General features: G+C 66.7%; 24 protein-coding genes. 12 read left to right on the plus strand and 12 right to left on the minus strand.

The annotated features are described in order from the left end of the window. Both AC51BJ_RS08875 and AC51BJ_RS08880 read left to right on the plus strand, forming a co-directional pair. The coding region (locus AC51BJ_RS08875) for a DUF6228 family protein (protein WP_496279981.1) at nt 1-255 on the plus strand (255 nt) is incomplete at its 5' end. A gap of 467 nt (nt 256-722) precedes the next feature. Then, a complete protein-coding gene (locus AC51BJ_RS08880; RefSeq protein WP_496279982.1) occupies nt 723-1,196 on the plus strand; it encodes a hypothetical protein in 474 nt (157 codons plus the stop codon). Nucleotides 1,197-1,432: 236 nt separating this feature from the next. Here the strand turns inward: AC51BJ_RS08880 and AC51BJ_RS08885 are convergent, their stop codons facing one another. From AC51BJ_RS08885 to AC51BJ_RS08895, 3 genes are all read right to left on the minus strand, one after another. Continuing rightward, on the minus strand, nt 1,433-2,146 hold the full coding sequence (locus tag AC51BJ_RS08885; RefSeq protein ID WP_496279983.1) for a PEPxxWA-CTERM sorting domain-containing protein: 714 nt from the start codon (nt 2,144-2,146) through the stop codon (nt 1,433-1,435). A 98-nt stretch (nt 2,147-2,244) separates the two neighbouring features. After that, nucleotides 2,245-4,761: a LamG-like jellyroll fold domain-containing protein gene (locus AC51BJ_RS08890; protein ID WP_496279984.1), complete on the minus strand. Its 2,517-nt coding sequence runs from the start codon at nt 4,759-4,761 to the stop codon at nt 2,245-2,247. A 412-nt stretch (nt 4,762-5,173) separates the two neighbouring features. After that, nucleotides 5,174-5,794 (minus strand): PEP-CTERM sorting domain-containing protein, encoded by a 621-nt coding sequence (locus AC51BJ_RS08895; protein WP_496279985.1) that lies wholly within the window; start codon nt 5,792-5,794, stop codon nt 5,174-5,176. 308 nt (nt 5,795-6,102) lie between these two features. Here AC51BJ_RS08895 and AC51BJ_RS08900 point away from each other — a divergent pair, with 308 nt between their 5' ends. Next, on the plus strand, nt 6,103-6,495 hold the full coding sequence (locus AC51BJ_RS08900; protein ID WP_496279986.1) for an MAPEG family protein: 393 nt from the start codon (nt 6,103-6,105) through the stop codon (nt 6,493-6,495). Here the strand turns inward: AC51BJ_RS08900 and AC51BJ_RS08905 are convergent. Both AC51BJ_RS08905 and AC51BJ_RS08910 read right to left on the minus strand, forming a co-directional pair. Beyond that, the gene (locus AC51BJ_RS08905; RefSeq protein ID WP_496279987.1) at nt 6,485-6,733 is read right to left on the minus strand and encodes a hypothetical protein; all 249 of its coding nucleotides are present in this window, start codon (nt 6,731-6,733) and stop codon (nt 6,485-6,487) included. The two genes, AC51BJ_RS08900 and AC51BJ_RS08905, sit on opposite strands and share 11 nt — an antisense overlap. A gap of 122 nt (nt 6,734-6,855) precedes the next feature. Beyond that, nucleotides 6,856-7,656, minus strand: coding sequence for an SDR family NAD(P)-dependent oxidoreductase (locus AC51BJ_RS08910; protein ID WP_496279988.1), 801 nt, complete (start codon nt 7,654-7,656; stop codon nt 6,856-6,858). Nucleotides 7,657-7,761: 105 nt separating this feature from the next. Here AC51BJ_RS08910 and AC51BJ_RS08915 point away from each other — a divergent pair, with 105 nt between their 5' ends. Further along, complete coding sequence (locus tag AC51BJ_RS08915; protein ID WP_496279989.1) at nt 7,762-8,709, plus strand: GlxA family transcriptional regulator; 948 nt, start codon at nt 7,762-7,764, stop codon at nt 8,707-8,709. A gap of 18 nt (nt 8,710-8,727) precedes the next feature. Here the strand turns inward: AC51BJ_RS08915 and AC51BJ_RS08920 are convergent, their stop codons facing one another. After that, entirely contained in the window at nt 8,728-9,732 is a 1,005-nt protein-coding gene (locus tag AC51BJ_RS08920) for a zinc-dependent alcohol dehydrogenase family protein (protein WP_496279990.1), read from the minus strand. Between the two features lie 111 nt (nt 9,733-9,843). On the opposite strand from AC51BJ_RS08920, the gene AC51BJ_RS08925 reads away from it, so the two are divergent. Beyond that, nucleotides 9,844-10,710, plus strand: a complete 867-nt coding sequence (locus AC51BJ_RS08925; protein ID WP_496279991.1) for a LysR family transcriptional regulator — start codon at nt 9,844-9,846, stop codon at nt 10,708-10,710. A gap of 13 nt (nt 10,711-10,723) precedes the next feature. Here the strand turns inward: AC51BJ_RS08925 and AC51BJ_RS08930 are convergent, their stop codons facing one another. Next, nucleotides 10,724-11,203: a ribonuclease HI family protein gene (locus AC51BJ_RS08930; protein WP_496279992.1), complete on the minus strand. Its 480-nt coding sequence runs from the start codon at nt 11,201-11,203 to the stop codon at nt 10,724-10,726. A gap of 135 nt (nt 11,204-11,338) precedes the next feature. On the opposite strand from AC51BJ_RS08930, the gene fabI reads away from it, so the two are divergent. The 5 genes from fabI to AC51BJ_RS08955 all read left to right on the plus strand — a co-directional run bounded on the left by fabI (nt 11,339) and on the right by AC51BJ_RS08955 (nt 16,125). Further along, complete coding sequence (gene fabI, locus AC51BJ_RS08935) at nt 11,339-12,124, plus strand: enoyl-ACP reductase FabI (protein WP_019918989.1); 786 nt, start codon at nt 11,339-11,341, stop codon at nt 12,122-12,124. A 114-nt stretch (nt 12,125-12,238) separates the two neighbouring features. Beyond that, complete coding sequence (locus AC51BJ_RS08940; RefSeq protein ID WP_496279993.1) at nt 12,239-12,853, plus strand: LemA family protein; 615 nt, start codon at nt 12,239-12,241, stop codon at nt 12,851-12,853. Between the two features lie 4 nt (nt 12,854-12,857). Beyond that, the gene (locus AC51BJ_RS08945; protein ID WP_430433283.1) at nt 12,858-13,703 is read left to right on the plus strand and encodes a TPM domain-containing protein; all 846 of its coding nucleotides are present in this window, start codon (nt 12,858-12,860) and stop codon (nt 13,701-13,703) included. A gap of 1 nt (nt 13,704) precedes the next feature. Further along, on the plus strand, nt 13,705-14,199 hold the full coding sequence (locus tag AC51BJ_RS08950) for a TPM domain-containing protein (RefSeq protein WP_496279994.1): 495 nt from the start codon (nt 13,705-13,707) through the stop codon (nt 14,197-14,199). A 42-nt stretch (nt 14,200-14,241) separates the two neighbouring features. Then, entirely contained in the window at nt 14,242-16,125 is a 1,884-nt protein-coding gene (locus AC51BJ_RS08955) for an ABC transporter ATP-binding protein (RefSeq protein ID WP_496279995.1), read from the plus strand. A 1-nt stretch (nt 16,126) separates the two neighbouring features. Here AC51BJ_RS08955 and AC51BJ_RS08960 read toward each other — a convergent pair whose 3' ends face one another. The 3 genes from AC51BJ_RS08960 to earP form a co-directional block, all read right to left on the minus strand. Then, nucleotides 16,127-16,378 (minus strand): hypothetical protein, encoded by a 252-nt coding sequence (locus AC51BJ_RS08960; RefSeq protein WP_496279996.1) that lies wholly within the window; start codon nt 16,376-16,378, stop codon nt 16,127-16,129. Between the two features lie 594 nt (nt 16,379-16,972). Continuing rightward, the gene (gene efp / locus AC51BJ_RS08965; protein ID WP_019918995.1) at nt 16,973-17,530 is read right to left on the minus strand and encodes an elongation factor P; all 558 of its coding nucleotides are present in this window, start codon (nt 17,528-17,530) and stop codon (nt 16,973-16,975) included. A gap of 80 nt (nt 17,531-17,610) precedes the next feature. After that, nucleotides 17,611-18,741 carry an elongation factor P maturation arginine rhamnosyltransferase EarP gene (earP, locus tag AC51BJ_RS08970; RefSeq protein ID WP_496279997.1) on the minus strand — a complete coding sequence of 377 codons (1,131 nt, stop codon included), beginning with the start codon at nt 18,739-18,741 and terminating at the stop codon, nt 17,611-17,613. 115 nt (nt 18,742-18,856) lie between these two features. Between earP and AC51BJ_RS08975 the strand changes: the two genes are divergently transcribed. Both AC51BJ_RS08975 and AC51BJ_RS08980 read left to right on the plus strand, forming a co-directional pair. Further along, nucleotides 18,857-19,066 (plus strand): hypothetical protein, encoded by a 210-nt coding sequence (locus AC51BJ_RS08975; RefSeq protein ID WP_496279998.1) that lies wholly within the window; start codon nt 18,857-18,859, stop codon nt 19,064-19,066. 116 nt (nt 19,067-19,182) lie between these two features. After that, the gene (locus AC51BJ_RS08980; protein WP_496279999.1) at nt 19,183-20,052 is read left to right on the plus strand and encodes an HDOD domain-containing protein; all 870 of its coding nucleotides are present in this window, start codon (nt 19,183-19,185) and stop codon (nt 20,050-20,052) included. A gap of 73 nt (nt 20,053-20,125) precedes the next feature. Here AC51BJ_RS08980 and AC51BJ_RS08985 read toward each other — a convergent pair whose 3' ends face one another. Next, the gene (locus AC51BJ_RS08985) at nt 20,126-21,259 is read right to left on the minus strand and encodes a PEP-CTERM sorting domain-containing protein (protein ID WP_496280000.1); all 1,134 of its coding nucleotides are present in this window, start codon (nt 21,257-21,259) and stop codon (nt 20,126-20,128) included. A gap of 188 nt (nt 21,260-21,447) precedes the next feature. Further along, on the minus strand, nt 21,448-23,340 hold the full coding sequence (locus AC51BJ_RS08990; RefSeq protein ID WP_430433276.1) for an ATP-binding cassette domain-containing protein: 1,893 nt from the start codon (nt 23,338-23,340) through the stop codon (nt 21,448-21,450). Nucleotides 23,341-23,396 lie beyond the last annotated feature (56 nt).

Below are 23,396 nucleotides of genomic sequence, written 5' to 3' on the forward strand. Positions count from 1 at the left end.
GCGGGCCTCGCGCGGTTCTTCGGCGAACTTGGCGCTCTCGAAAAGCCCTGGAGCGGCGTCCGTAATTGGGCATCGCTGGAGAGTGACTTTGAGCTCTCTGCCACTTGCACAAGCTTGGGCGCGGTGACCTTCATAATCAGCCTGCGTGGTCTTCGTGGCGCACCCGAGGAGTGGAAGCTTGACGCGGGTATCGAGACAGAGTTTGGACAACTCGCACGGCTCGCAGATGAGGCGGAGGGACTGGTCCGTGGATAAGTCGCCACTTAACATGTCAGCCCATCGGACCGCCTACGGCGGCCGCTAACCTTCACGTTATGACGCTAGTACATAGAACAGTTCCGCCAGAGTGGCGTCAGTATCGCCGCCGCAATTTCAGTGCGACTCTCGGCCTTGTTGCGGGCATACCCTGTGCGGTCGCGCTGACGATCCTGATCAAGCACTTGGGCATAGAGCAGACCCCATTTGCGTTTCCAATCGTCATGGTTGTATGGGCTCTACTTTGGGCTTGGTCGGCTTTTCGTGTCGTCCGATGGCCTTGTCCCAGATGTGGCCGCGCGTGGCTGTCGTATCAAGAAGCAAACCTCGGCGCCGAGCGGCGCTGCAAACAGTGCGGTTTGGGCCTCTATGAAGCGCCACAACATGGCGGTTGACCTCGCTCACGTCGATCGCTGTACGCTGCGCGATAGGGCCGCGCAGCGCCGGTCACCTCTACGTTCGGCATCATGAAATTTCAGCGCGTTCAGTACGCCAAGCTCAATGCGCGGCAACAGGAGGCGTACAACTTCCAGAAGGTGTCCGGAGTTCTGGCTGACTACGGCTTCACAACCATTCGGCTATCGGATGACTGGCAGAGCGCAGACTTTATTGCACAGCACATTGACGGCCAGCAGTTCTTGAAGGTCCAGCTCAAAGGCCGATGCACCTTGGCAAAGAAGTACATGGGCAAGGACCTGCACATCTGCTTTCACGACCGAGGTGCTTGGTATTTGGCTCCGCATGACGAGTTGCTTGAGTGGGCACAACAAAACATGAACATCACAAACACGGAGTCGTGGAATACCGCCGGCCTGTATTCGTTTCCTTGCTTAGCGGCTGCATTGAAGCAGCACCTTGAATCGTATCGGCTCGGTGGCGCCGAATCATCGGTTCCTCCCGAAGACCGGGCGGTCGAAAACGGCAGCCAGAGCGGCACGTAAGCCGGAGAGATCCGCCGTCTGTCATTATTCAGTCGCGCGGTCCTGATCAAGACACCGCGATTGGAATTCCACGCCCCTCGGACACATCGCCAGCGAAGTGCGTGCGCGATATCCGGGCGACACGCCGTAGCGAGGAACGCCGTTTCTCGTCCGGCCACCATCCTCCGCCCGCGAACTAAAAAAAGCCGGAAGAGCTCACGCCCCTCCGGCTTCTTCACTGCGACTCCGCCCCGGAATCAGTCGCGTCCACGACGACGGGCAGAAGCGCCGATCAGGCCGAGGCCGGCGATGAGCATGGCGTAGGTTTCGGGTTCGGGCACGGCGGCGATCGCGAAGTTGTCGAGCTGCAGCTGGCTGCTGGCCGTGTAGTCGAGCACGTCGACCACGCCGACGCCCAGCGTGACCGAACCGCTACCGGTGAACACGTATTCGAAGGTCGACCAGCCGGTGTGGGCGGCGTACGGCGTGTTGCCAGACGGGGCGGCCGAGGCGGCAGTGCCCAGATCGATGCGCTGGCCGTCGATCACGACGAAGGCGTAGTCCAGACCGAAGCCGCTGTCTGCGGTGTCCATCGTCGACAACATCCAGTCGAAGCTCAGGCGGTCGCCGGCCGACACGTTGAAGGTGCGCAGCAGTGCCGAACCTTCGGTGGCCTGCGACAGTGCGTCGCCGTCGAGCGCGCCCAGCGGCAGGCTCAGGCCCTGTTCGAGGCCATCGGGCATGCCGGCGGCCAGCGGATCGTGGCCCGACAGGTTCAGCGCGAGACCGATGTCGTCTTCGAACGTCGCGCTGGCGGTGGTCAGTGCGACCGTGCCATCGACGAGGGCGACATCGCCCAGCGCCGTCCAGCCGGACAGGCCGTTGTCGAAGGTGTCGCTGAAGGTGGCGGCGGAGGCAAACGGCGCTGCAAATGACAGTGCGAGCGCGGGGATCAGTGCTTTCAGTTTCATGATTCAGTCCTTGGTCAGTCGGTATGTCGGGCGGGCCCGCGGTGGCAACCGGGTGGCCCTCTTTCAGCTCAGTGCAGTGCGTTACGTGCGCGGATCACTCAGTAGGCGAAGTTGGCGGCCGCGGCGGCCTGCGCAGCGCTCAAGCCGCGCAGCACGACCAGGTTGCGGAAGGCGCCCGCACCGGCATCGACCTGCACGACCGCGCCGGCGGCGCTGTCGATCACGCGCACCCGGCCGTCGGCCAGCGCGTCAGCACCGCGATAGCCAACCGACGTCAGCACGCCGCGCAGATTCAGCTTGTCCTCGCCCGGCACGAAGTCGGTGATGGTGTCCACGCCGTCGCGCAGCGAGCGATAGACGAAGGTGTCCGCGCCGCCCTTGCCGGTGATCGTGTCGGCCGCCGCATTGCCGACGATGAGGTCGTCGCCGTCGGTGCCGGTGATGGCCTGACGGCCGCCGCTGCCGCTGACGCGCGTCTTGCGCGAGGTAAGCCACTGCTCCGGCGTCAGCGCGCCTTCGGTGATGCGCACTTCGTTGATGCAGCCGAGGAAGCCGTTGGCGCTGCCGCCGGCGGTGGCGTGACCGCCGATCAGCCAGGGCGTGCCGGCGAAACCGGCGACACCGTCGGCCGCCTGCACATTGCGCAGCACCGGCGCACCGGCGACGTACATCGTCGTGTCGCGGCTGACCGGGTCATTGACGATGGCGACGTGTTGCCAGGTGTCCAGCATGATTTCGCCGGACCAGTTGGTTTTCGAGTTGTAGGTGTTCTCGGTCAGGTAGGCGCACGACTTGGCGGTGCCGGAGATCGGGTCGCCGAACACCGCGTTGCTGCACTGGATGCTGCCGGTCGCGGTGCGGGTGTTGAAGCGGCCGTTGGCGCCGTAGCGCACCTGGGCGGTACCGGGGAAGGAGCAGGTCTGGTTCTCGTTGGCGCAGCTCACCCAGGCGGCGCCACCGGTGAAGATGGTCGGCTCCCACTGGAATTCGCGCAGGTTGGACACCGCGAACTGCAGCGTGGACGAACCCTTCCAGCCGCCGAGGAAGCCCTGCAGGTCGCCACGCGTGCCGAAGCGGGACATCACCGTCATCCACTGGTTGCTGGCGGCGGTCCAGTCCTTCGAAAACTTGACGATGGCTTCGACGGTGTAGCCCTTGCGCAGCATGTCGTCGTTCAGCGGCGCACCCTGCAGCGTCTGGAAGAAGCTCTGGCGCACGCCCTGGTTGGTGTTGGCGTCGAAACACACGCTGCCCTTCGCCGCCGACAGTGCGTGGTGGTCGTCCGACCACTTCGCGTCCTCCAGCAGCGCGCCGCGTTCCAGCGGCACGCGCACCAGCGGATTGCGGCCCGTCATGTCTTCGACCCGGCCACCGTCGGCGACCGGCGAGCCCGGCGTACCGGTGAAGCGCCAGTGCGCCAACGTGTTGGGGGCGCGCGCAAAGTCGTCGGCATCGAAGGGCTCGACCGGAATGGTCGGCTCGATGTCGTCGTACTCGGCCAGGATGAGTTCGCGCACGGTCTCGACCAGCGGCTCCTCGCGGTTGTCCTGACCGGCCGCGAACTGCGGGTTGAAGCGGCGGAAGCGCTCGGCGAAGTTCATCGGAATCGAGAACTCGTTGTTCTCGTCGGTCAGCACCGCGACGTCGAACTGGTTCAGCGTGTTCTGCGGCTTCTGCGGTACCCAGGGCGAGAAGGACAGCGCCTTGATCTGGTTGGCGCCGAGGTCGAACTCGTACACGCGCATGTAGCCGTTGCCGCCCTGATAGGCCATCTGGTAATCGACGACGAACTGCTCGACCTTGTTGCCGAAGTCATTCACCCGCGTGGTGCGCGCAGCGCCGTGGTTGTGGCCGTTGATCACCATGAAGATCTGGTCGTTGTCGCGGATCAGGCGTTCCCACAGCAGTTCGCTGTAGGGCGTCTGCTTCGCGGTCTTGCCGTCGCTCTCGATCGCCAGCGCATCGTGCGTGGTGACGATGACAGGCAGCGTCGGGTTGGCGCGCATCACCTCGCGCGCCCAGGCGAAACCGGCGTCGGACACGCGCCACGACAGTGCCAGCACCATGAAGCGCTGACCCTGCGCTTCGAACACGTGGTACTCGTGGAAGCCGCTCGCATCGCGACCGCCGAAGGTGGCGTTCTGCTGCGCGCGGGTAGTCGGGAACCAGCGCAGATAGGGCTCGTTCGCCAGGTTGCGCTGCGCGTCCGTGCAGTCGCTCTGGCTGCCGTTGTAGCCGCAGCCATTGGTCACGTCGTGGTTGCCGGCGAGGATGGAATACGGCAGGCCGGCCTGTTCCAGCACCTTCATCGCGGTGTCGGCCACGCCCCACTGCGCCGGCTTGTCCTGCTGGTCGACCACGTCGCCCAGATGCACGATGAACGGAATGCCCAGCGCGCGCGCATGCTGGGCCAGCCACTGCGTCTGCGCCATATACGGCTCGCTGCCGTAGCGGTTCGAGAACTGGCTGCCTTCGGCAGGCGTCGCGTAGCGCGAGTAGAACTGGGTATCGGGGAGGACGGCGAGGCCGAAGCTGGACAGCGCATGGGCGGGCCCGCCCAGCGTCAGCAGGCCGGCCGAGACCAGCGCCGACACGGTGAGTTTCAACGTTGACATGAGTGCTCCAGGAATCTGTTTTTGGGGAAAGCGGTTGGCGTCGGCTATGCCGCTAAACGATTCTCAAAAGCACGGATGACTATGCAATGACTCCATTGCGCGCGATGGCTAGGCCGATCGGCTTATCGGTATGCCGGCGGACTGGGCGGGGTATAGGTGAAATCCGCGCGGGCTGGCGGAACTGCGCTGCGGCGCCTCACGTCGCTCGGGACGAACGCGGCGCGCAGCGCGGCGACAACTGTGTGCATCGGGAGATCGGCACAGTCCTTCGATTCGCCGTGCCGGCATCCGGATTGCGGTTCATGGGCGGGGCCGCGCATGCAGGCGGCAGAAACGCCAGAGGACGCAGCAAGGACGCGCCCCGAAGGTGGGGCCGCGTTGCACGGCCCCACCTGAGCTGAGCAAGCGTGCGTCAGATCTTCAGGGCCTGCCGGCGACGACGCGCCATCACCGCGATGGCGCCGAGGCCGGCGATCATCATCGCGTAGGTCTCGGGCTCGGGCACGGCGGCGACCGGGCTGGTCAGCGCGAAGCCGAGCTGGGCGCCGGCGAGGTTGGGAATGCCGAGGAAGCCGTTCAACGCCGCACCGGCGGTGTCGGACAGGAAGAGGTTGAGACCGCTCAGCGTGAACAGCGGAACGTCGTTCAGCACCGTGCTGCCCACGGTCACCTGACCGAAGATGGTGTCCTGCGCCAGCGTGGTGTCGATCAGGAAGTTTTCGAGATCGACGTCGACGCCGCTACGCGACAGACGCAGGCCGCTGCCGACGTGCTCGATCTGCGCATTGGACAGGTCCGGGTCGAGGAAACCGCCGGTGATCGGGAACAGACCGACCGCATTGCCCGAGGCGTCGAAACTGAGCGAGCCGGTGCCCAGTGCGGCGACGCCGACGCCAGCGCCGACCAGCGTGGGCGTGGCGGTGAGCACGGTGACGGTGGGGCCGATCGGCGAAACCGGGGTGTTGGCGGATGCGGACAGCGGTGCTGCGGCGAGTGCCGCGAGCGCGGCGGAGACTGCAAGCTTCTTCATCATGGGACTGACGCTCCTGTGGATAGATGGATTGGAATCCGGCGGTGCCGGTGTTGTTGTCTATCCTCCCTGCGCGTCCGGCCGTCAGCGTCGAAGACCGGACACGACTTCGTGAGCGCACGAAGCGTTCCGTAGAGCGGACCACCCCGAAGCAGGTTCCCGGGCCGTGCATGCTGTCGGAAACCGCCTACAGCGACGCCGCCGCGGACGCCGGGCACCCGCTATCGCGGCATCGGCATGACTGCGCGACAATGCAGGCCCCGCACGGCCGCCCCCGGGCCGGCTCACCGCACACGGATCACCGAACCACCATGACCACCGCCGAACTTTGCATCCTGATCGCCTGCCTGCTGCCCATCGTCTGCGCCTGGATCGCCAAGCAGAAGGGCTTCGGCAAACCGCGCCGCGAGGGCGGATTCGACAACCACAACCCGCGGCAGTGGCTGGCCAACCTTCAGGGTTTGCCGGCGCGGGCGCACGCGGCGCAGATGAACAGCTTCGAGGCGCTGCCCATCTTCATCGCCGGCGTGCTGGTCGCCGAGCGCATGCAGGCCGCGCAGGGCACGATAGACGGCCTGGCGGTGGCCTTCATCGCCGCGCGCGTCGCCTATATCGGTGCCTATCTGGCTGATCGTGCGAACCTGCGTTCGCTGCTGTGGGTGCTCGGACTGGGCTGCTGCATCGCGCTGTTCTTCATCGGATAGGCGCCTCTCCCACCCGGCGCCGGCGCCTTTTGGCCGAGTACTGAAGGCCACCCAGCGCTGCCGCGCTGAACACTCCCAGGCTGCGCAGCAGCGGGCGGCGCCGGTTCAGATGCCCGAGCCACACCTGCAGCAGCGGCGCGGCAAAGGCGAAGGTGAGGCCGAAGCCCGATATCAGGTAGACACCCGGTGACGCCGCCAGCGACCACTCGCCGGCAATGGCCGCGAGCCCGTCGACCACCGATAGCGCACCCACCCTCTGCACGAAGTGGGCGAGGCTCGGCGCACGTAGCGCAGACCACGCGAAGTGAAAGGGCCAGTCACCCGCGGCGCACCTGCAGCACCGCGGACCGGGCACCGACCTCAGGCCGTCACGACGTAACGCGCGGCCGGCACATTGGTCGACAGCTGCGGCCTCATCGCCTGCCGCGCCGATTCGTAGCGCTCCCACAGATCGAGTGCGTGCAGCGGCGGAATGGTGATCAGCTCGCCGCGGTCGAAGCCCACCAGCGCGGCATCGACCAGATCGTCCGCACGCATGACGATTTCGCTTGGCAGGTGCTCGACCGGCAGGCCGCCGGTGGCCCAGAAATCGGTCGCGGTCGCACCCGGAAGCACGGCCTGCACGCGGACGCCCGTGTCGGCCAGCTCGTGGTGCAAGGACTGGGTCAGTGCGGTCACATAGGCCTTGCTCGCGCCATACACACCGTTCAGCGTCTCCGGCGCGATGCCGACGACGGACGAAATATTGATGATGGCGCCGCGGGCGCGGGCGACGAAGCCGGGCACGGCGGCGTAGGTGAGGCGGGTGAGCGCGGTCACGTTGAGATCGATCAGGCGCTCCATGTCGTCGACATTGCTTTCCAGCAGCGGCGTGTGGGTGCCGACGCCAGCATTGTTCACCAGCAGCGTGATGCTTGCGTCCTGGCGCAGCGTCTGTTCGACCTCGCGCAGGCCGGTGCGGTCGTTCAGATCGGCAACGATCACTTCGACCACGCGCTGCGTATCGCGGGTAATGCGTCCGGCCAGCGTGTTGAGCCGCTCGCGATTGCGGGCGACCAGAATGAGATCGTAGCCACGACGCGCGAGGCGGTCGGCGTAGAGGGCGCCGATGCCGGACGAAGCGCCGGTGACGAGGGCAGTACCTTGATGGATGCGGGACATGACGGTTCTCCTGTGCGGTGTGAAGGTGAGGTCATGCTAGGGCCGCTTGTGAATGTCTCAAATGACGTTTATGGTTATATTTTAAGACACCACCTGAAAACGGCCATGCACCACATCGGATTCGTACTGACCGAAGGCTTCCAGCTCATGTCGCTGGCCACCCAGACCGTGTTCGAGTTCGCCAACATCGTGACCGGCGAGCCGTTCTACGCGCTGGAGAACTACTCGGTCACCGGCGGCAACGTGCGTTCGTCCGGTGGGCTGCAGGTGGCGACCCGCGCACTCGATGCAGACAGCCGCACCGACACCTGGATGCTGTCAGGCGTCATCAACCCGCTCGACCAGCCTGTGCCGGCAGCGCTGCGCGACTTCGTGCGCGGCGCAGGCCGTCACGCACGGCGCGTCGCCGGCGTGTGCACCGGCGCCTTCGTGCTGGCCGAGGCCGGCCTGCTCGACGGCCGGCGCGCCACCACGCACTGGGCCTTCGCGCGCGAGATGCAGAAGCGCTTTCCCGACATCCGGATGGAGGACGACCGCATCTTCGTCATCGACGGTCCGGTATGGACCTCGGCCGGCATGACCGCCGGCCTCGATCTGGCGCTGGCCATGGTCGAGAAGGACCTGGGCGAAGAAGTGGCACGCTCGGTGGCGCACAAGCTGGTGATGCACCAGCGCCGTTCGGGCGGCCAGACCCAGCACTCGGAAATGCTCGATCTGGCGCCCAAGTCCGACCGCATCCAGAGCGCGCTCGACTACGCGCGCCGTAACCTGAACCGCCCTCTTTCGGTCGAGGAACTGGCCGAGGCGGTGCATCTGAGCCCGCGCCAGTTCAGCCGCGTATTCACGGCGGAAACCGGCCAGTCACCAGCGAAGGCCGTCGAGGGTCTGCGGCTGGAGGCAGCGCGCCTGATGATCGAACAGAGCCGTCATCCGCTGGACGTGATCGCGCGCGAAACGGGTTTCCGTGACCGTCGTCACATGCGCGAGGCCTTCATGCGCGGTTTCGGCGTGCCGCCGGCTGCGGTACGCCGAGGCACGCGCGCGGCGGCCTGAGCGCGCAGCCGCGCCTCTTTATTCGAGTTCGACGACGACCTTGCCGCGCGCCTCGCCGGAGCGCAGCCGCGCATGGGCCGCCTCGGCTTCATCGAACATGTGGCGGCGATCGTCTCGCCGCACGCGCAGTTCGCCGGCCGCGGCCATGCGCGCCGCCTCGGCGAGGATGGCGCCGTGGTGGGCGCGGCCCTTTCCGGTCAGCAGCGGCAGCAGCGTGAACACGCCCGAATAGGTGGCCGCGCGGAAGGACAGTGGCGCCAGCGCGTGCGTGCCCCAGCCCAGGCAGCTCACCACGTGTCCGCCATAGGTGCGCACTGCCGCGAACGAGTCGTCCAGCGTCGCGCCGCCCACCGTGTCATACACGACGTCGAACCCTTCGCCCGCCGTGTGTTCGCCCACATAGTCGGCGACCACACTGCGGCGGTAGTCGATGGGCACGGCACCCAGGCGCCGCGTGGCTTCCACGTCGCGTGCCGACACGGTCGCGTAAACCCGTGCGCCGCGGGCAAGGGCGATCTGCACCGCCACGTGGCCGACGCCGCCCGCACCGCCATGAATCAGCACGCGGTCACCTCGCTTTACCTGCGCGCGGTCGACCAGTCCCTCCCACGCGGTGATGAAGACCAGCGGCAGCGCGGCCGCGTCCGCCATCGACAGCGCCGCCGGCTTGAGCGCCAGCAGATCGGCGTCGACCGCCTGATATTCGGCCAATGTGCCGGGCACGCCGCCGACGCCGCCGGTCATGCCGAACACGGCATCGCCCGGGCGAAAGCGCGTCACGCCCTCACCCACGGCCAGCACGGTGCCCGCCATGTCCATGCCCAGAACGGCCGGCAGCGGATGTCGTGCGTGGGCCGCCTTGCCTGCGCGTATCTTCGTGTCGAGCGGATTGACGCCGCTGGCGGCGATCTTCACCAGCACCTGGCCGGGCGCCGGCTGCGGCCGCGGCTGCTGGCGACGAACAAAGGGGCCATCAATGGCCTCGACGGTGAGAACCTGCATGGTGGGGGTGTGGGCGTACATGGCGCTCGCTCCGCAGTCGTTGAAAGAGACCCATTCTTTTCCATGCATCGATGCATGTAAATCCAATAAAATGAACATCTTCCATTCAGAATTGCATGGATCAGAACAGACATGGAGTGGAGCGACCTGAAGATATTCCTCGCCATCGTCCGCGCCGGAACGCTCGGTGGCGCCGCGCGCCTGACCGGGCAGACGCAGCCGACGATGGGCCGGCGCCTGCGGGCTTTCGAAGCCGCCATCGGCCACACGCTGTTCCAGCGCACGAGCGACGGTCTGGTGCTCACCGATGCCGGGTCAACGGTGCTGAGTCACGCGGTCCGGGTGGAAGAGGACATGCTCGCACTGGAGCGTGCGCTGGCCGGTCGCGCCGGCGTGCTGGAAGGTCTGCTGCGGATTTCGTCGTCGGACTGGTTCGGCGCGCATGTGCTGAGCCCGCTCATCGCCAGCTTCCGCCAGATGCATCCGGACGTTTCGGTCGAACTGGTCACCGACAGCCGGCTGTTCAGTCTGGCCCGGCGTGAGGCCGACCTGGTGTTCCGGATCACGCCATTCGACGAGCCCGACATCGTCCAGCGCCGGCTGATGCGCCTCGATTACGCGGTCTATGCTGCGTCACAGGTGTCGGTACCGGTGGCCGGCGACGGAACGGGCGCCACGCTCATCACTATGGACAGCGCCTTCGCCGACATTCCCGACGCGCAATGGCTGCGCCGCTTGCTGCCCCACGCCCGCATCGGTTTCGCCAGCAACAGCCGCGAAGCGCAGGCCACGCAATGCAGCGCTGGCGCCGGTGTTGCGGTGCTGCCCTGTCTGCTCGGCGACCGCGTGCCGCAGCTCCGCCGCATCGGCCTGGGCGAAACACCGCCAGGTCGCGAGGTCTTCGTCGGCTATCACCGCGACCTGCGCCACCTCGCGCGACTGCGCGCCTTCATCGACCACGTGTTCGCGCGGGCAGGCAACGAGGACAGCGCGTATTGAGTGGCGTCGCCGTTCAGCGCCGACGACCGCGGCCCGGCACGGGCGCCGGCTTGTCCGGCAGGCCGAGTGCCGCGCGCGACAGACGGTCGGCGTCGCGGTTGCGGTGGCGCGGCACCCATTTCAGCTCGACCGCGTTGAAGCGCGCCAGCACAGCCTCGATGTCCTGCAGCCGGATGCGCAGCGCGTCAACGGAGGTCTGCTGTTCGCCCGTCAGATGACGCACGACGAAATCGCTGTCGCCGGTGACCAGCACTTGACGGGCGCCTTCGGCGTAGGCGAGGTCGAGTGCCAGGCGCAGCGCCTCCAGTTCGGCTTCGTTGCTGCAGCCGTGGCGGCTGCCCGGCTGCGACAGCTCGATACGCCGGCCGTCCGGCGCGACGATGAGCGCACCCAGACCGAGACGGCCCGGATTGGGCAGCGCGCAGCCGTCGAACCACAGTTGCCAGCGGTCTGCATCGGCTTGCCCGGCATGCGGGTCGGGGGGTGAGGACACGGTGTGGCGAGGCTGTGCAAAGCTCGATGGTGCCACGCGCGGCGCAGGACCATGCGGCTGCGTGGCGACCGGGCCGGCTTCCCCTATAATCCGCCCTCCCCCAACCGGCCGGATGCCGGAATTCTGGAGACGCACATGGGCTTTCTCGCCGGCAAGAAAATTCTGATCACCGGACTGCTGTCCAACCGTTCGATCGCCTACGGCATCGCCCAGGCCTGTCACCGCGAAGGCGCGGAACTGGCCTTCACCTATGTGAGCGACCGCTTCGTCGACCGCGTGGCCAAGATGGCCGCTGAATTCGGCTCCGACATCGTGCTGCCCTGTGACGTCAGCGACGACGCACAGATCACCGGCCTGTTCGACGAACTGGCGAAGAAGTGGGACGGTCTGGACGGCCTGGTGCACTCCATCGCCTTCGCGCCCGGCGAAGCGCTGGACGGCGACTTCCTCGACGGTCTGTCGCGCGAAGCCTTCCGCATCGCACACGAGGTGAGCGCCTACAGCTTCCCGGCGCTGGCCAAGGCCGCACGCCCGATGATGCAGGGCCGCAATGGCGCGGTGCTGACGCTGTCCTACCTCGGCGCCGTGCGCGCACTGCCCAACTACAACGTGATGGGTCTGGCCAAGGCCAGCCTGGAGGCGTCGGTACGCTACCTCGCCGCCAGCCTCGGCCCGCAGGGCATCCGCGCCAACGCGGTGTCGGCCGGCCCGATCAAGACGCTGGCCGCCTCCGGCATCGGCAACTTCGGCAAGCTGCTGGCCTACAACGAAAAGAACGCGCCGCTGCGCCGCAACGTGACCATCCAGGAAGTCGGCAACGTCGCCGCCTTCCTGCTGTCCGACCTCGCCAGCGGCGTGACCGGCGAAGTCACCTATGTAGACGCCGGCTTCAGCCAGACTGCGCTGACCGCGGTGGATTGATCCGTTCGCTGCGGCCGGACGGCCGCAGCGTCACATCCCGCCTGTATCCTTCTTGCATCCGGGGGCGACCGCCCCCATGTTAGACCGGGTCAAACCGGTCACTGGAGGCAGGAAATGCGCAAGTTGTGGATGTCTTTGCTCGCTCTTCTCACCGTCACGCTGCTGTCCGGCTGCGGCTACAACACGCTGCAGTCGGGTGACGAACAGGTCAAGGCCGCCTGGGCCGAGGTGCTGAACCAGTACCAGCGCCGTGCCGACCTGATTCCCAATCTGGTCAATACGGTCAAGGGTTTCGCCGAGCAGGAGAAGGAAGTGCTCACCCGGGTGACCGAGGCGCGTTCGCGTGTCGGCGCCATCCAGGCCACGCCCGAACTGCTGAACGATCCGCAGGCCTTCGAGAAATTCCAGGCCGCCCAGGGCGAACTGTCGGGCGCGCTTTCGCGCCTGCTGGTGGTGACCGAAAACTACCCGGACCTGAAGTCGGACGCCAATTTCCGCGACCTGCAGGCGCAACTCGAAGGCACCGAGAACCGCATCGCCGTCGCGCGCAACCGCTACATCAAGGCGGTGCAGGAATACAACGTGACGGTGCGCTCCTTCCCGAGCAACCTGACCGCGATGATGTTCGGCCACAAGGTGAAGCCGGGCTTCACGGTCGAGAACGAGGCCGAGATCTCGCGCGCGCCCAAGGTCGATTTCGGCGGCGCCGCGCCGAAGCCGGCGCAGTAAATAGATGAACTGGATGCGTGCCCTGCGCGCCGGCCTCGGCGCGCTGCTCCTCGTCGCCACCAGCGCCTTCGCGCAGCTCGCGGTGCCGCCGGTCGCCCGTGTGAGCGACCAGACGGCGACGCTGAGCGGTGCCGACATCGCCGCGCTGGAGCGCACGCTGCAGGACTTCGAACAGCGCAAGGGCAGCCAGATCGCAGTGCTGGTCGTGCCGAGCACCGCGCCGGAGACGGTCGAGCAGTACGCGCTGCGCGTGGCCGAAACCTGGAGGCTGGGGCGCAAGGGCGTCGATGACGGCGCACTGCTGCTGGTGGCCAAGGACGACCGCGCGCTGCGCATCGAGGTCGGCTACGGGCTGGAGGGCGCGCTGACCGACATCGCGGCCAAGCGCATCGTGTCCGACGTGATCGTGCCCTACTTCCGCCAGGGCGATTTCGCCGGCGGCATCCGCGCCGGCGTCGATCGCATGATCGGCGTCATCGACGGCGAACCGCTGCCCGAACCATCGCGCGCCGCGGCGGGCGCTGAGGGCGCTGAGGGCGGTATCGAACAGTACGCGCCCATGCTTTTCATCGTTGCACTGGGCCTGGGCGGCGTCCTGCGCGCCATGCTGGGCCGGCTGCCGGGCGCGCTGGCGACCGGCGGCGTGGTCGGCTTCATCGCCTGGATCGTGGTCGGGCTGCTGCCGATCGCCCTTGTCGCCGGCATCGTCGCACTGTTGATCACGCTGTTCGGCGGGGGTCGCGGCATCGGTGGCTTCGGTGGCGGCGGTGGTTTCGGTCACGGCGGCGGAGGCGGCTTCGGCGGCGGTGGTGGTGGATTCGGTGGCGGCGGCGCCTCGGGACGGTGGTGACATGATCGGACGTTTCTTCAGACATCTGTTCGCCCTGCCCTGGGCGCTGCGCCGCGCACTGCCCGCACGCACGCTGGAGGCGATCGAGCTGGCGATCGAGGCAAGCGAAGCGCGCCATGCCGGGGAACTGCGCTTCGTCGTCGAGAACGCCCTGCACCCGCTCGCCGTGCTGCGCGGCCAGAGCGGGCGCGAGCGCGCGATCGAGGTGTTCTCGGCACTGCGCGTGTGGGACACCGAACACAACAGCGGCGTGCTCATCTACCTGCTGATGGCGGATCACGACATCGAAATCGTGGTCGACCGCGGCGTCCGCGCCCGCGTGCCGGACGCGCACTGGGCGGCCTTGTGCGCCGAACTGGAAGCGCGTTTCCGCCGCGGTGAGTTCCACGACGGCGCGCTGCACTGCGTGCAGGCGATCACCGCGACGCTGGCGCAGCACTTTCCGGGTGTGGGCGCCAAGAAGAACGAACTGCCGGACCGCGTACTTGTCCTGTAAGGTCCGGGGCCGCCGTTACGGGGCCCCAACGCGGAGAGCGTCTTGCTGAAGTTTTTCGAAACACGGATCGATCCCTACCCCGCCGGCCAGCCGCCGACACCGCCGCACGATCTGTTCGCCTTCCTGTGGTCATGCACACAGGGCATGCGCGGCTATATCGCGGCAATGACGGTGTGCACCGCGCTGATCGGCGTGTTCGAGGCGATGCTGTTCGCCATGCTGGGCGACATCGTCGACTGGCTGGGCAAGACAGAGCCGGCCCGTCTGTGGGCGCAGGAGGGCGACACCCTGCTGCTGCTCGCCGGCATCCTGATCGCCAGCCCGCTGGTGATCGCGCTGCAGACCCTGATCAAGCACCAGGCGCTGGCAGGCAGTTTCCCGATGCGGCTGCGCTGGAATTTCCACCGCCACATGCTCGGCCAGAGCATGAGCTTCTACCAGGACGAATTCGCCGGCCGCGTCGCCGCCAAGGTGATGCAGACCGCACTGGCGGTGCGCGACACCTGGATGATCGTGGCCGACATCCTGGTGTTCATCATCATCTACTTCGTCACCATGGTGACCGTGGTGGGTGGCTTCGACCTCACGCTGCTGCTGCCTTTCGGCGGCTGGCTCGCGCTGTACGTGTGCGCGATGGTGTATTTCGTGCCGCGTCTGGGCAAGGTGGCGCAGTCGCAGGCCGACGCGCGCTCGCTGATGACCGGTCGCATCACCGACGCCTACACCAATATCGCGACGGTGAAGCTGTTCTCGCACACCGACCGCGAATCGGATTACGCACGCGAGGCGATGCGCGAATTCATGCGCCCGGTCAACGCGCAGTTCCGGCTGGTCACTGGCTTCGAGGTGGTGAACCACATCCTGAGCATGGCGCTGATCGCATCGACCGCCGGCATGACCTTGTGGCTGTGGATGCAGGGCCAGGTCGGCGTCGGCGCCGTCGCGGCGGCGACCGCGATGGCGCTGCGGCTGAACGGCATTTCGCACTGGGTGATGTGGGAACTGGCGTCGCTGTTCGAACAGGTGGGCACCGTACGCGACGGCATCAATACGCTGTCGCGCGCGCACGCGGTGGTAGACCGGCCCGACGCGCAGCCACTGCACGTCACGCGTGGCGACATCCGCGTCGAGGACGTCACCTTCAACTACGAAAAGCCGCGCGGCCAGGACGGCGCGGTCATCGACCGGCTCACGCTGCACATCCGCCCGGGCGAAAAGATAGGCGTGGTCGGCCGCTCGGGTGCCGGAAAGACCACGCTGATCAACCTGCTGCTGCGCTTTCACGACCTGCCGTCCGGCCGCATCCTGATCGACGGGCAGGACGTCGCGAGCGCCACCCAGGACAGCCTGCGCGCGCAGATCGGTATGGTGACCCAGGACACTTCGCTGCTGCACCGCTCGGTGCGCGACAACATCCTGTACGGCCGGCCGGACGCGACCGACGCCGACATGATTGCGGCAGCAAGGCGCGCCGAGGCGCACGACTTCATCATGGGCCTGGTCGACCCCAAGGGGCGTCGTGGCTACGACGCCCACGTCGGCGAGCGCGGCGTCAAGCTGTCCGGCGGCCAGCGCCAGCGCATCGCCATCGCCCGCGTGATGCTGAAGGACGCGCCCATCCTGCTGCTCGACGAAGCGACCAGCGCGCTCGATTCCGAGGTCGAAGCGGCCATCCAGACCAGTCTTTACCGGCTGATGGAAGGCAAGACCGTGGTGGCGATCGCCCACCGGCTGTCGACCATCGCGGCGATGGACAGGCTGATCGTGATGGACCGCGGTCGCATCGTCGAGGAAGGCGACCACCGCAGCCTGCTGGCCTACGGCGGGCTGTACGCCCGCCTGTGGGCGCACCAGAGCGGCGGTTTCCTCGGAGCCGAGGTGGACGCCGAGGTCGACAGCGACCCGGCGCAGCCGGTCGAGGTCTGACTCAGGCGGCGCGGCGATCCGCGAAGGCGATCACCTCTGCCCGCCTACGCCGCTCGATGCGCGGCGGCACCGCCTGCAGCGTCGCACCATCATTGTCCGCATTGCCGCCGGCCGCCTGCCAGGCGACGGCAGCGGAGAGCTGGGTTTCCCACGAAATGAGGTGGAACTGCCCGTGCTCGATCAGTTCGAGCGGCGGGATGAATTCGGATTCGAGCGCGTTCGGCAGAAACGGCAGATCGGCAATATGTGACATGGACCATCCCCTTCGTTGTGGATGTCTGAACTCCGAGAATGCAGGCAGCATGACACGGCTGCTTGACGGAAAGATTTCAGTCTAGGAAGTCGACGCGGAGATTTCCTGTCGCAGTGCAACGAAAACGTCGATCACGGGAACCGGTCCCGGGTCTGTGGGAGCGGCCTTGGCCGCGACGCGGCAGTTGCAGTCCGCAGGCTTCGCTTCACGCCGCTGTCGGGGTCAGAAGACCCCTCCCACAGAACCCCGGCTTCGGCCGCTGGCCGCAGATCCGGCGCACTCCCTATGGGAGCGGCCTTGGCCGCGAGGCGGCCGCTGCAGTCCGCAGGCTTCGCTTCAGGCCGCTGTCGGGGTCAGAAGACCCCTCCCACAGAACCCCGGCTTCGGCCGCCGGCCGCAGATCCGGCGCACTCCCTGTGGGAGCGGCCTTGGCCGCGACGCGGCCGCTGCGGTCTGCGAGCTTCAATTCAGGCCGCTTTCGCGATCGTAGAACCGCCCATATCGAACGGCGACGCCGGGCGAAAAAAAGCCCTGCACGATGGCAGGGCCTCTTTCGTCCGCCGACCGCCCGACTGCGCGGCCGGATCGGGCTGCTTACTTCACACGGTTCTTGTACTCGCCGGTGCGGGTGTCGATTTCGATCTTGTCGCCGATATCGCAGAACAGCGGCACGGCCACTTCGTAGCCGGTGTTGATCTTGGCCGGCTTGAGCACCTTGCCCGAGGTGTCGCCCTTGACGCCCGGCTCGGTGTAGATGATTTCACGCACCACCGAATTCGGCAGTTCGACCGAAATGGCACGACCTTCGTAGAACACGACTTCGCAGGCCATGCCGTCTTCGATGTAGTTCAGTGCGTCGCCCATGTTCTCGGCTTCGACTTCGTACTGGTTGTAGTCGGCGTCCATGAAGGTGTAAAGCGGATCTGCGAAGTACGAGTAGGTGACTTCGCGACGCTCCAGGATGACCACGTCGAACTTGTCGTCGGCCTTGTAGACCGTCTCCTGACCGGAGCCGGTCAGCAGGTTCTTCATCTTCATCTTGACGACGGCGGCGTTGCGGCCCGACTTGTTGTATTCGGCCTTGAGCACGACCATGGCGTCGTTGCCAATTTTCACGACGTTGCCGGCGCGCAGTTCCTGAGCGGTTTTCATGCAGTGTTCCTGTGGGGGTTGAGGCCGCCATGCGAACCTTTGCAACCCCTGTTGCAACGCCCGTCGCGGCAAACCCGGCATTATATAGGTGTCTGATTAAACAACACAAGCTGGGTTGCGAGGTCGCTTGTAGACGCGAGCCGGGTCGCCCAGTCCTGCGCGTGAGCGGTCAGCAGCGGCAGGTCGGCAAGCGCGGCCAGCCAGTCGGCCGACGCGATCGCCACCTCCCCGCTCCAGCCGTGATGCAGCGCGCGCAAGCGTGCTGCCGGCGCCGGGTCGAGGCCGGCCGAGTAGCGGTCGAGAAAGGCATCGAGCTTGGGCAGATGCGCCCCGTCGTCTTGCGGATAGATGTGCCACAGCAGTGGGCGGGCCGCCCACTGCGCGCGGACGAAGGAATCCTCGCCGCGCACGATGTTCAGGTCGCAGTGCCAGAGCAGCGCGTCGTAGTCGTCCTGGTCCATGAAAGGCAGTGCGCAGATACGCAGCGTGCCGCGCCGGATTTCGTCGCCGGCGGCCAGCGGCTGCGCCAGCACACCGGTCAGCGCGGTCAGCGCCCTGCCTTCGGGCACCCATAACTGGGTCGACTGAGCGCCTGCAGCCAGCGCGTCGATCAGGGTCGCCATCGACGGGCTCTCATAGCTGAACAGCGATACCTGGAGCGCCCCGGGCTGCGGCCGCAAGCCGACGCGCGCCCAGGTTGCCTGTTGCAGCGCCGCATCCGCGCGCCAGGCGTCGCGTCGGGCGAACAGGTCGCGCTCGCGCAGCAGGCCGCCGGTGCGCGCGCTGAAGCCGGGAAAGAAGAAGTGCTTGGTCAGACCGGTGGCCGGATCCTGCGACGCGAGGCCGTGACAGCCGTCCGCCCAGTCTTCGGCCGTCAGGTATTCAAGATTGATCCAGCGCGGCGGCACGGCCAGCGCCGCCATCGCCGCAACGAAGGCCGGCGGCAGATGGCAGGCGAAGGCTTCGATGACGCAGTGCGCCGGTTCGCAGTCCGGCAGTTCATCGGTCCAGTGCCTCACATCGACGCCCGGCTCGTCGGCGCCCTGTGGCTTGATCCGCGCCAGCGCCTGAGGCGCGTCCAGCCACAGTCTGACCGTCCAGCCGTGCTCGCGCGCCAGCGCGCGGGCGAGGCGCCAGCAGACGCCGGCGTCGCCGAAATTGTCGACGACACGGCAGAACAGGTCGCAATCCGGGCGTGGCGGGTGCTGCATCAGCGAGGAATCTTCACAAAAAGGGTGCGACATGCCTTCAAGTCCGCGAGTCAAACGTCGTAATCAGCAAAGCAGCAGCGATCAACCACCGTCAAACAGTATCAGGAGTCCCGACATGTCCATGCCGCGCCCGACGTCCGAAACACTGGGTTTTCGCCATCATCGCCGTCCGCTGAAGTCGGACGAGCGCATTCCCGCCATGCCGAGCCTGCTTGACCAGATCGCGCAGATCAACGCGATGACGATGGTGGCCGAGGCCGATGGCGACGCCGACAATGACAGCTGGCCGGACGTCGACGGCGACGAGGACGACGACGGAAGCTGAGGCCCGCCGGTGAGCGCCCTGCGCAGCTTGCAGACAGACACAGGCTTCATGGCGCCACCTCTTCAGTAGGCGGCATGCGGAGCCGTTAACGGGTCATCGTCCACAGGACCTGACACATGCGCGACGCGTCGAACGCCACCCTGGAGGGCTGGGTCGCTTTCATGAGCGACAAGCCCCTGCCAGTACTTGCCCGCACCACCCGCGAACTGGCCCAGTTGCGGGAGGCCGAAAACACGGTCAGTGCCCGCACCATCGCCCAGGTCATCCTGCACGACCCGCTGATGACGCTGCGTGTGCTCGCCTTCATCGAAGCCAAGCGCGGCCGCAGCCAGCATACCGACATCACGACGATAGAACGGGCGCTGATGATGATCGGCATCACGCCCTTCTTCAATCATTTCGAGTCGCTCCCGACGCTGGAAGAGCACCTGCACGCACACCCGCAGGCGCTGCTCGGCGTGATGCGCGTGATCGCGCGGGCACGCAAGGCGTCGGGCTGGGCCCGCGAATGGGCGCTGATGCGCCACGACGTGGACGTCGACGAGATCACCGTCGCCACCTTGCTGCACGACGTGGCGGAAATCCTCTGCTGGGTGTTCGCCCCGAAGCTCTCGCTGAAGCTGCGCGACCTGCTGCGCGCCAATCCGACGATGCGCACGGCGGCCGCGCAGAAGGTGGTGTTCAACGTGACTTCGCACGATCTGCAGGTGGCGCTGGCCAAGGCGTGGCGACTGCCGGCGCTGCTGGTCGAACTGATGGGCGGCTCCGCTCACCCGTCGCCGCGCGTGCGCAACGTGCAGTACGCCGTCAATCTGGCCCGTCACAGCGCAAAAGGCTGGGACGACCCAGCGTTGCCGGACGACTTCAAGGACATCGAGGAGCTGTTGCGGATCAGCCACGAAACGCTGCTGGGCCGCCTGGGTCTGCCGATGGACGGCTCGCCGCCGCCGACGCTCCCCGATCACGCCGCGCCCGACGCGGACTGACGCCGTCACAATGAAAAAGGCCACCCGCGGGTGGCCTTTTTCATTCAGCAGCAAGCTGCTTCGGGCGCGACAATCAGCCCCGACGGCGACGCAGCAGGCCTGCGCCGGCCAGCGCAGCGGCGATCAGCGCCAGCGAACCGGGCTCCGGTACGTTGATGTCCGTACGCGCCTGGGTGCCGATGAACAGCTTCTCGTCACCACCATTCAATGCGTACTTGTCGAAACAGTTGCCGACGTCCTCATTCTGCCGCGGCGCTTCACGCACGGTGCCGAAGCCATCCTCGCTGCCACAGCCGAGGCGGTAATCGACATGGATCGCGTAGTCGCTCAGATCGCCGCCGATCAGGCTGGCAATCAGTGCGTCGAGCTCGGTCATCACGATGGCGTAGGCAGCGCGGTCACCGCCCAGGTTGTGCTCGACCTTGCGGTCATAGGGGCCGGCGCAATCGACGATGATTTCGCCGCCCGGCACCGTTGCCAGACAGACCGGGCCACCGGAGCGCACGAAGTCTGCGAGCACCGGTTCGACACGACCTGCTTCGGTCAGCGCGCCGGGCGCGGTATACAGATCCGAGCCGCCGAGAATGATGCCGGAGCCACCCGAGCCGTCGAAGGTCGGCAGCCCGCCGTAGACCGAAACGCCATCCTGGTCGAAGTCATTGCTCAGGTCGAAGCGGCCGAGAATGGTGCCGGTGCTGATCTGCGACACCTCGACGCGCATCCACGCCGCCAGACTGGCGCGGTCTTCGCCGGAGCCGATCTCGTTGTTGGCGAAGAAGAACACCAGCGAGTTCTCGTCGAAGTTCAGTTCGGAGTTGAGCGCCGACAGGCTGGCATCCCACCAGCCGGAGCGATCCCAACTGCCGTCGAGCACACCGGCCAGACTGTTGGGTTCGTTTGCGGTCGTCGTGCGGAAGCCCTCGGTGGTGTTCGCCTGAGGGGTATCGAAGGCGTCGTCGACACCGGGCGTGCCATTGCTGGTCTGGCCGTCGGCGCCCAGGCCGAGTTTGGTGAAGATATCGATCTGGCCCGGCCCCGACATCACTTCGAGACCGGAAATCGGCAGCGAATAGGAACGGGCATCGCCGTAGGTGACCCAACCGACGTTCTCGAGATCGACGGTGGGGGCGGCGTGTGCGGCACTCATGCCGGCGAGGGCCGCAGTCAGTGCGGCGCGACGAACCTTCTTGCGGAAGGGGATGGCCATGATCTGTCTCCTGGGTTCTTTTAGGACAACAAGGGAAATTCTCCCGAGCCGTCATCGACCGTGTAGCAAGTCACATTCCAGAAAAACAGGGGGTTACACAAAACTGAAATATATGAAGTTTTTTACCTATCTCGGATAGCAGCGTTCGCCGGCCCGAGATCTGTAAATAAATCCGACAGAATTCGGGCTCAGCGACGCGATTCCAGTTCTTCCCAACGCAGCATGGCGGCGTCGATTTCGGCGGCCAGCGCCCCCAGACGGGTGGACACGCCGGCCGCTTCGGGACCGGCCAGTGCGCCGCTCGACAGCCGCGCGGTCAGTGTCGCCTGCTCGTCCTCCAGCGCAGCGATGCGGTCGGGCAACCCGTCCAGTTCCTTCTGCTCCTTGAAGCTGAGCTTGCTCTTCGGCGCTGCGGCCGGCTTGTCGGCCTTGACCGGCGCAGCAGCCGGTGCGGGCTTCGCCGGTGCGACCGGCGATGACACCGGCGCGGCCGGGCGCTGGGCGACCCAGTCGCTGTAGCCGCCGACGTACTCGCGCCAGCGACCGTCGCCCTCATAGGCGATGGTCTGCGTCACCACGGCGTCGAGGAAGGCGCGGTCATGCGATACCAGCAGCACGGTGCCGTCGTAGTCCTGCAGCAGCTGTTCGAGCAGGTCCAGCGTTTCCATGTCGAGGTCGTTGGTCGGCTCGTCCAGCACCAGCACGTTGGCCGGGCGCGCGAACAACCGCGCCAGCAGCAGCCGGTTGCGCTCGCCGCCGGACAGCGACTCGACCTTGGCGCGCGCACGCTGAGGCGGGAACAGGAAGTCGCCCAGATAGCCGATCACGTGCGTGCGCTTGCCGCCGATCTCGACGAAATCCGAACCCGGGCTGATCACCTCGGCCAGCGTGGCCGATTCGTCGAGCTGGGTGCGGAACTGGTCGAAATAGGCGACCTGTATGCGGCTGCCGGTACGCACGCGGCCTTCGTCCGGCTCCAGCTGGCCGAGGATGAGCTTGAGCAGCGTGGTCTTGCCGGCGCCGTTGGGGCCGATCAGGCCCACCTTGTCGCCGCGCACGATGCGCGTCGAGAAGTCGCGCACGATGGGGCGGTCGCCATAGCGCTTGCTCACGCCTTCGAGTTCCGCCACCAGTTCGCCGGACGCTTCGCCGCGATCCAGTCCGATGCGGGCGCGACCCATCTGTTCGCGCCGCGCCTCGCGCCGGGCGCGCAGCTCGTCGAGCCGCTTTACACGGAACTGCGCACGCGTACGCCGCGCCTCGACGCCCTTGCGTATCCACACCTCTTCCTGCGCCAGCAGCTTGTCGGCACGCGCCGATTCCAGCGCCTCGGCCGCCAACTCGTCGGCCTTGCGCGCGACGTACTGCGCGTAGCGGCCGGGATAGCTGCGTAGCAGGCCGCGGTCCAGTTCGATGATGCGGGTGGCGAAGCTGTCGAGGAAGCGGCGGTCGTGCGTGATGACCAGGCTGGCGCCGCGAAAGTCGTTGAGCAGTGCCTCCAGCCAGGCGATGCCGTCGAGGTCGAGGTGGTTGGTCGGTTCGTCAAGCAGCAGCATGTCCGGCTCGGCCACCAGCGCGCGCGCCAGTGCCACGCGTTTGAGCATGCCGCCGGACAGTGATTCCACGGTGGCGTCGCCCGGCAGGTTGAGCCGGACCAGCGCCTGTTCGATGCGCTGCTCGAAGCGCCAGGCCTGATGATGCTCCAGCGCGTCCTGCAGTTCGGCCATGCGGTCGAGCTTGCTCTCGTCACCATGCGCAACCGCCTCGGCCACGTCGTGGTAATCGATCAGCAGTTGCGACAGCTCGCCCAAGCCTTGGGCGATGGCGTCGAACACGCGGGCGCCGGCGGCGAACTGCGGCTCCTGCGCGACGTAGGCGATCTTGGTGCCCGGCTGGCGCCACACCGTGCCGTCGTCGAGCGCGGCGTCACCGGCGAGGATCTTGAGCAGGCTGGACTTGCCGGTGCCGTTGCGGCCGATCAGCGCCAGCCGCTCGCCCGGTTCGACCACCAGCGCGGTGTGGTCCAGCAGCGGCAGGTCGCCGAAAGCGAGGCAGGCATTGTCGAGGGTGATCAGCGGCATGGCGGGCGGCGGGTGAGGCGGTTCGGAGGCGGGCGCGCAGTATACGCCCTGCCCTG

Source organism: Methyloversatilis sp. S146-33 (assembly GCF_059552495.1).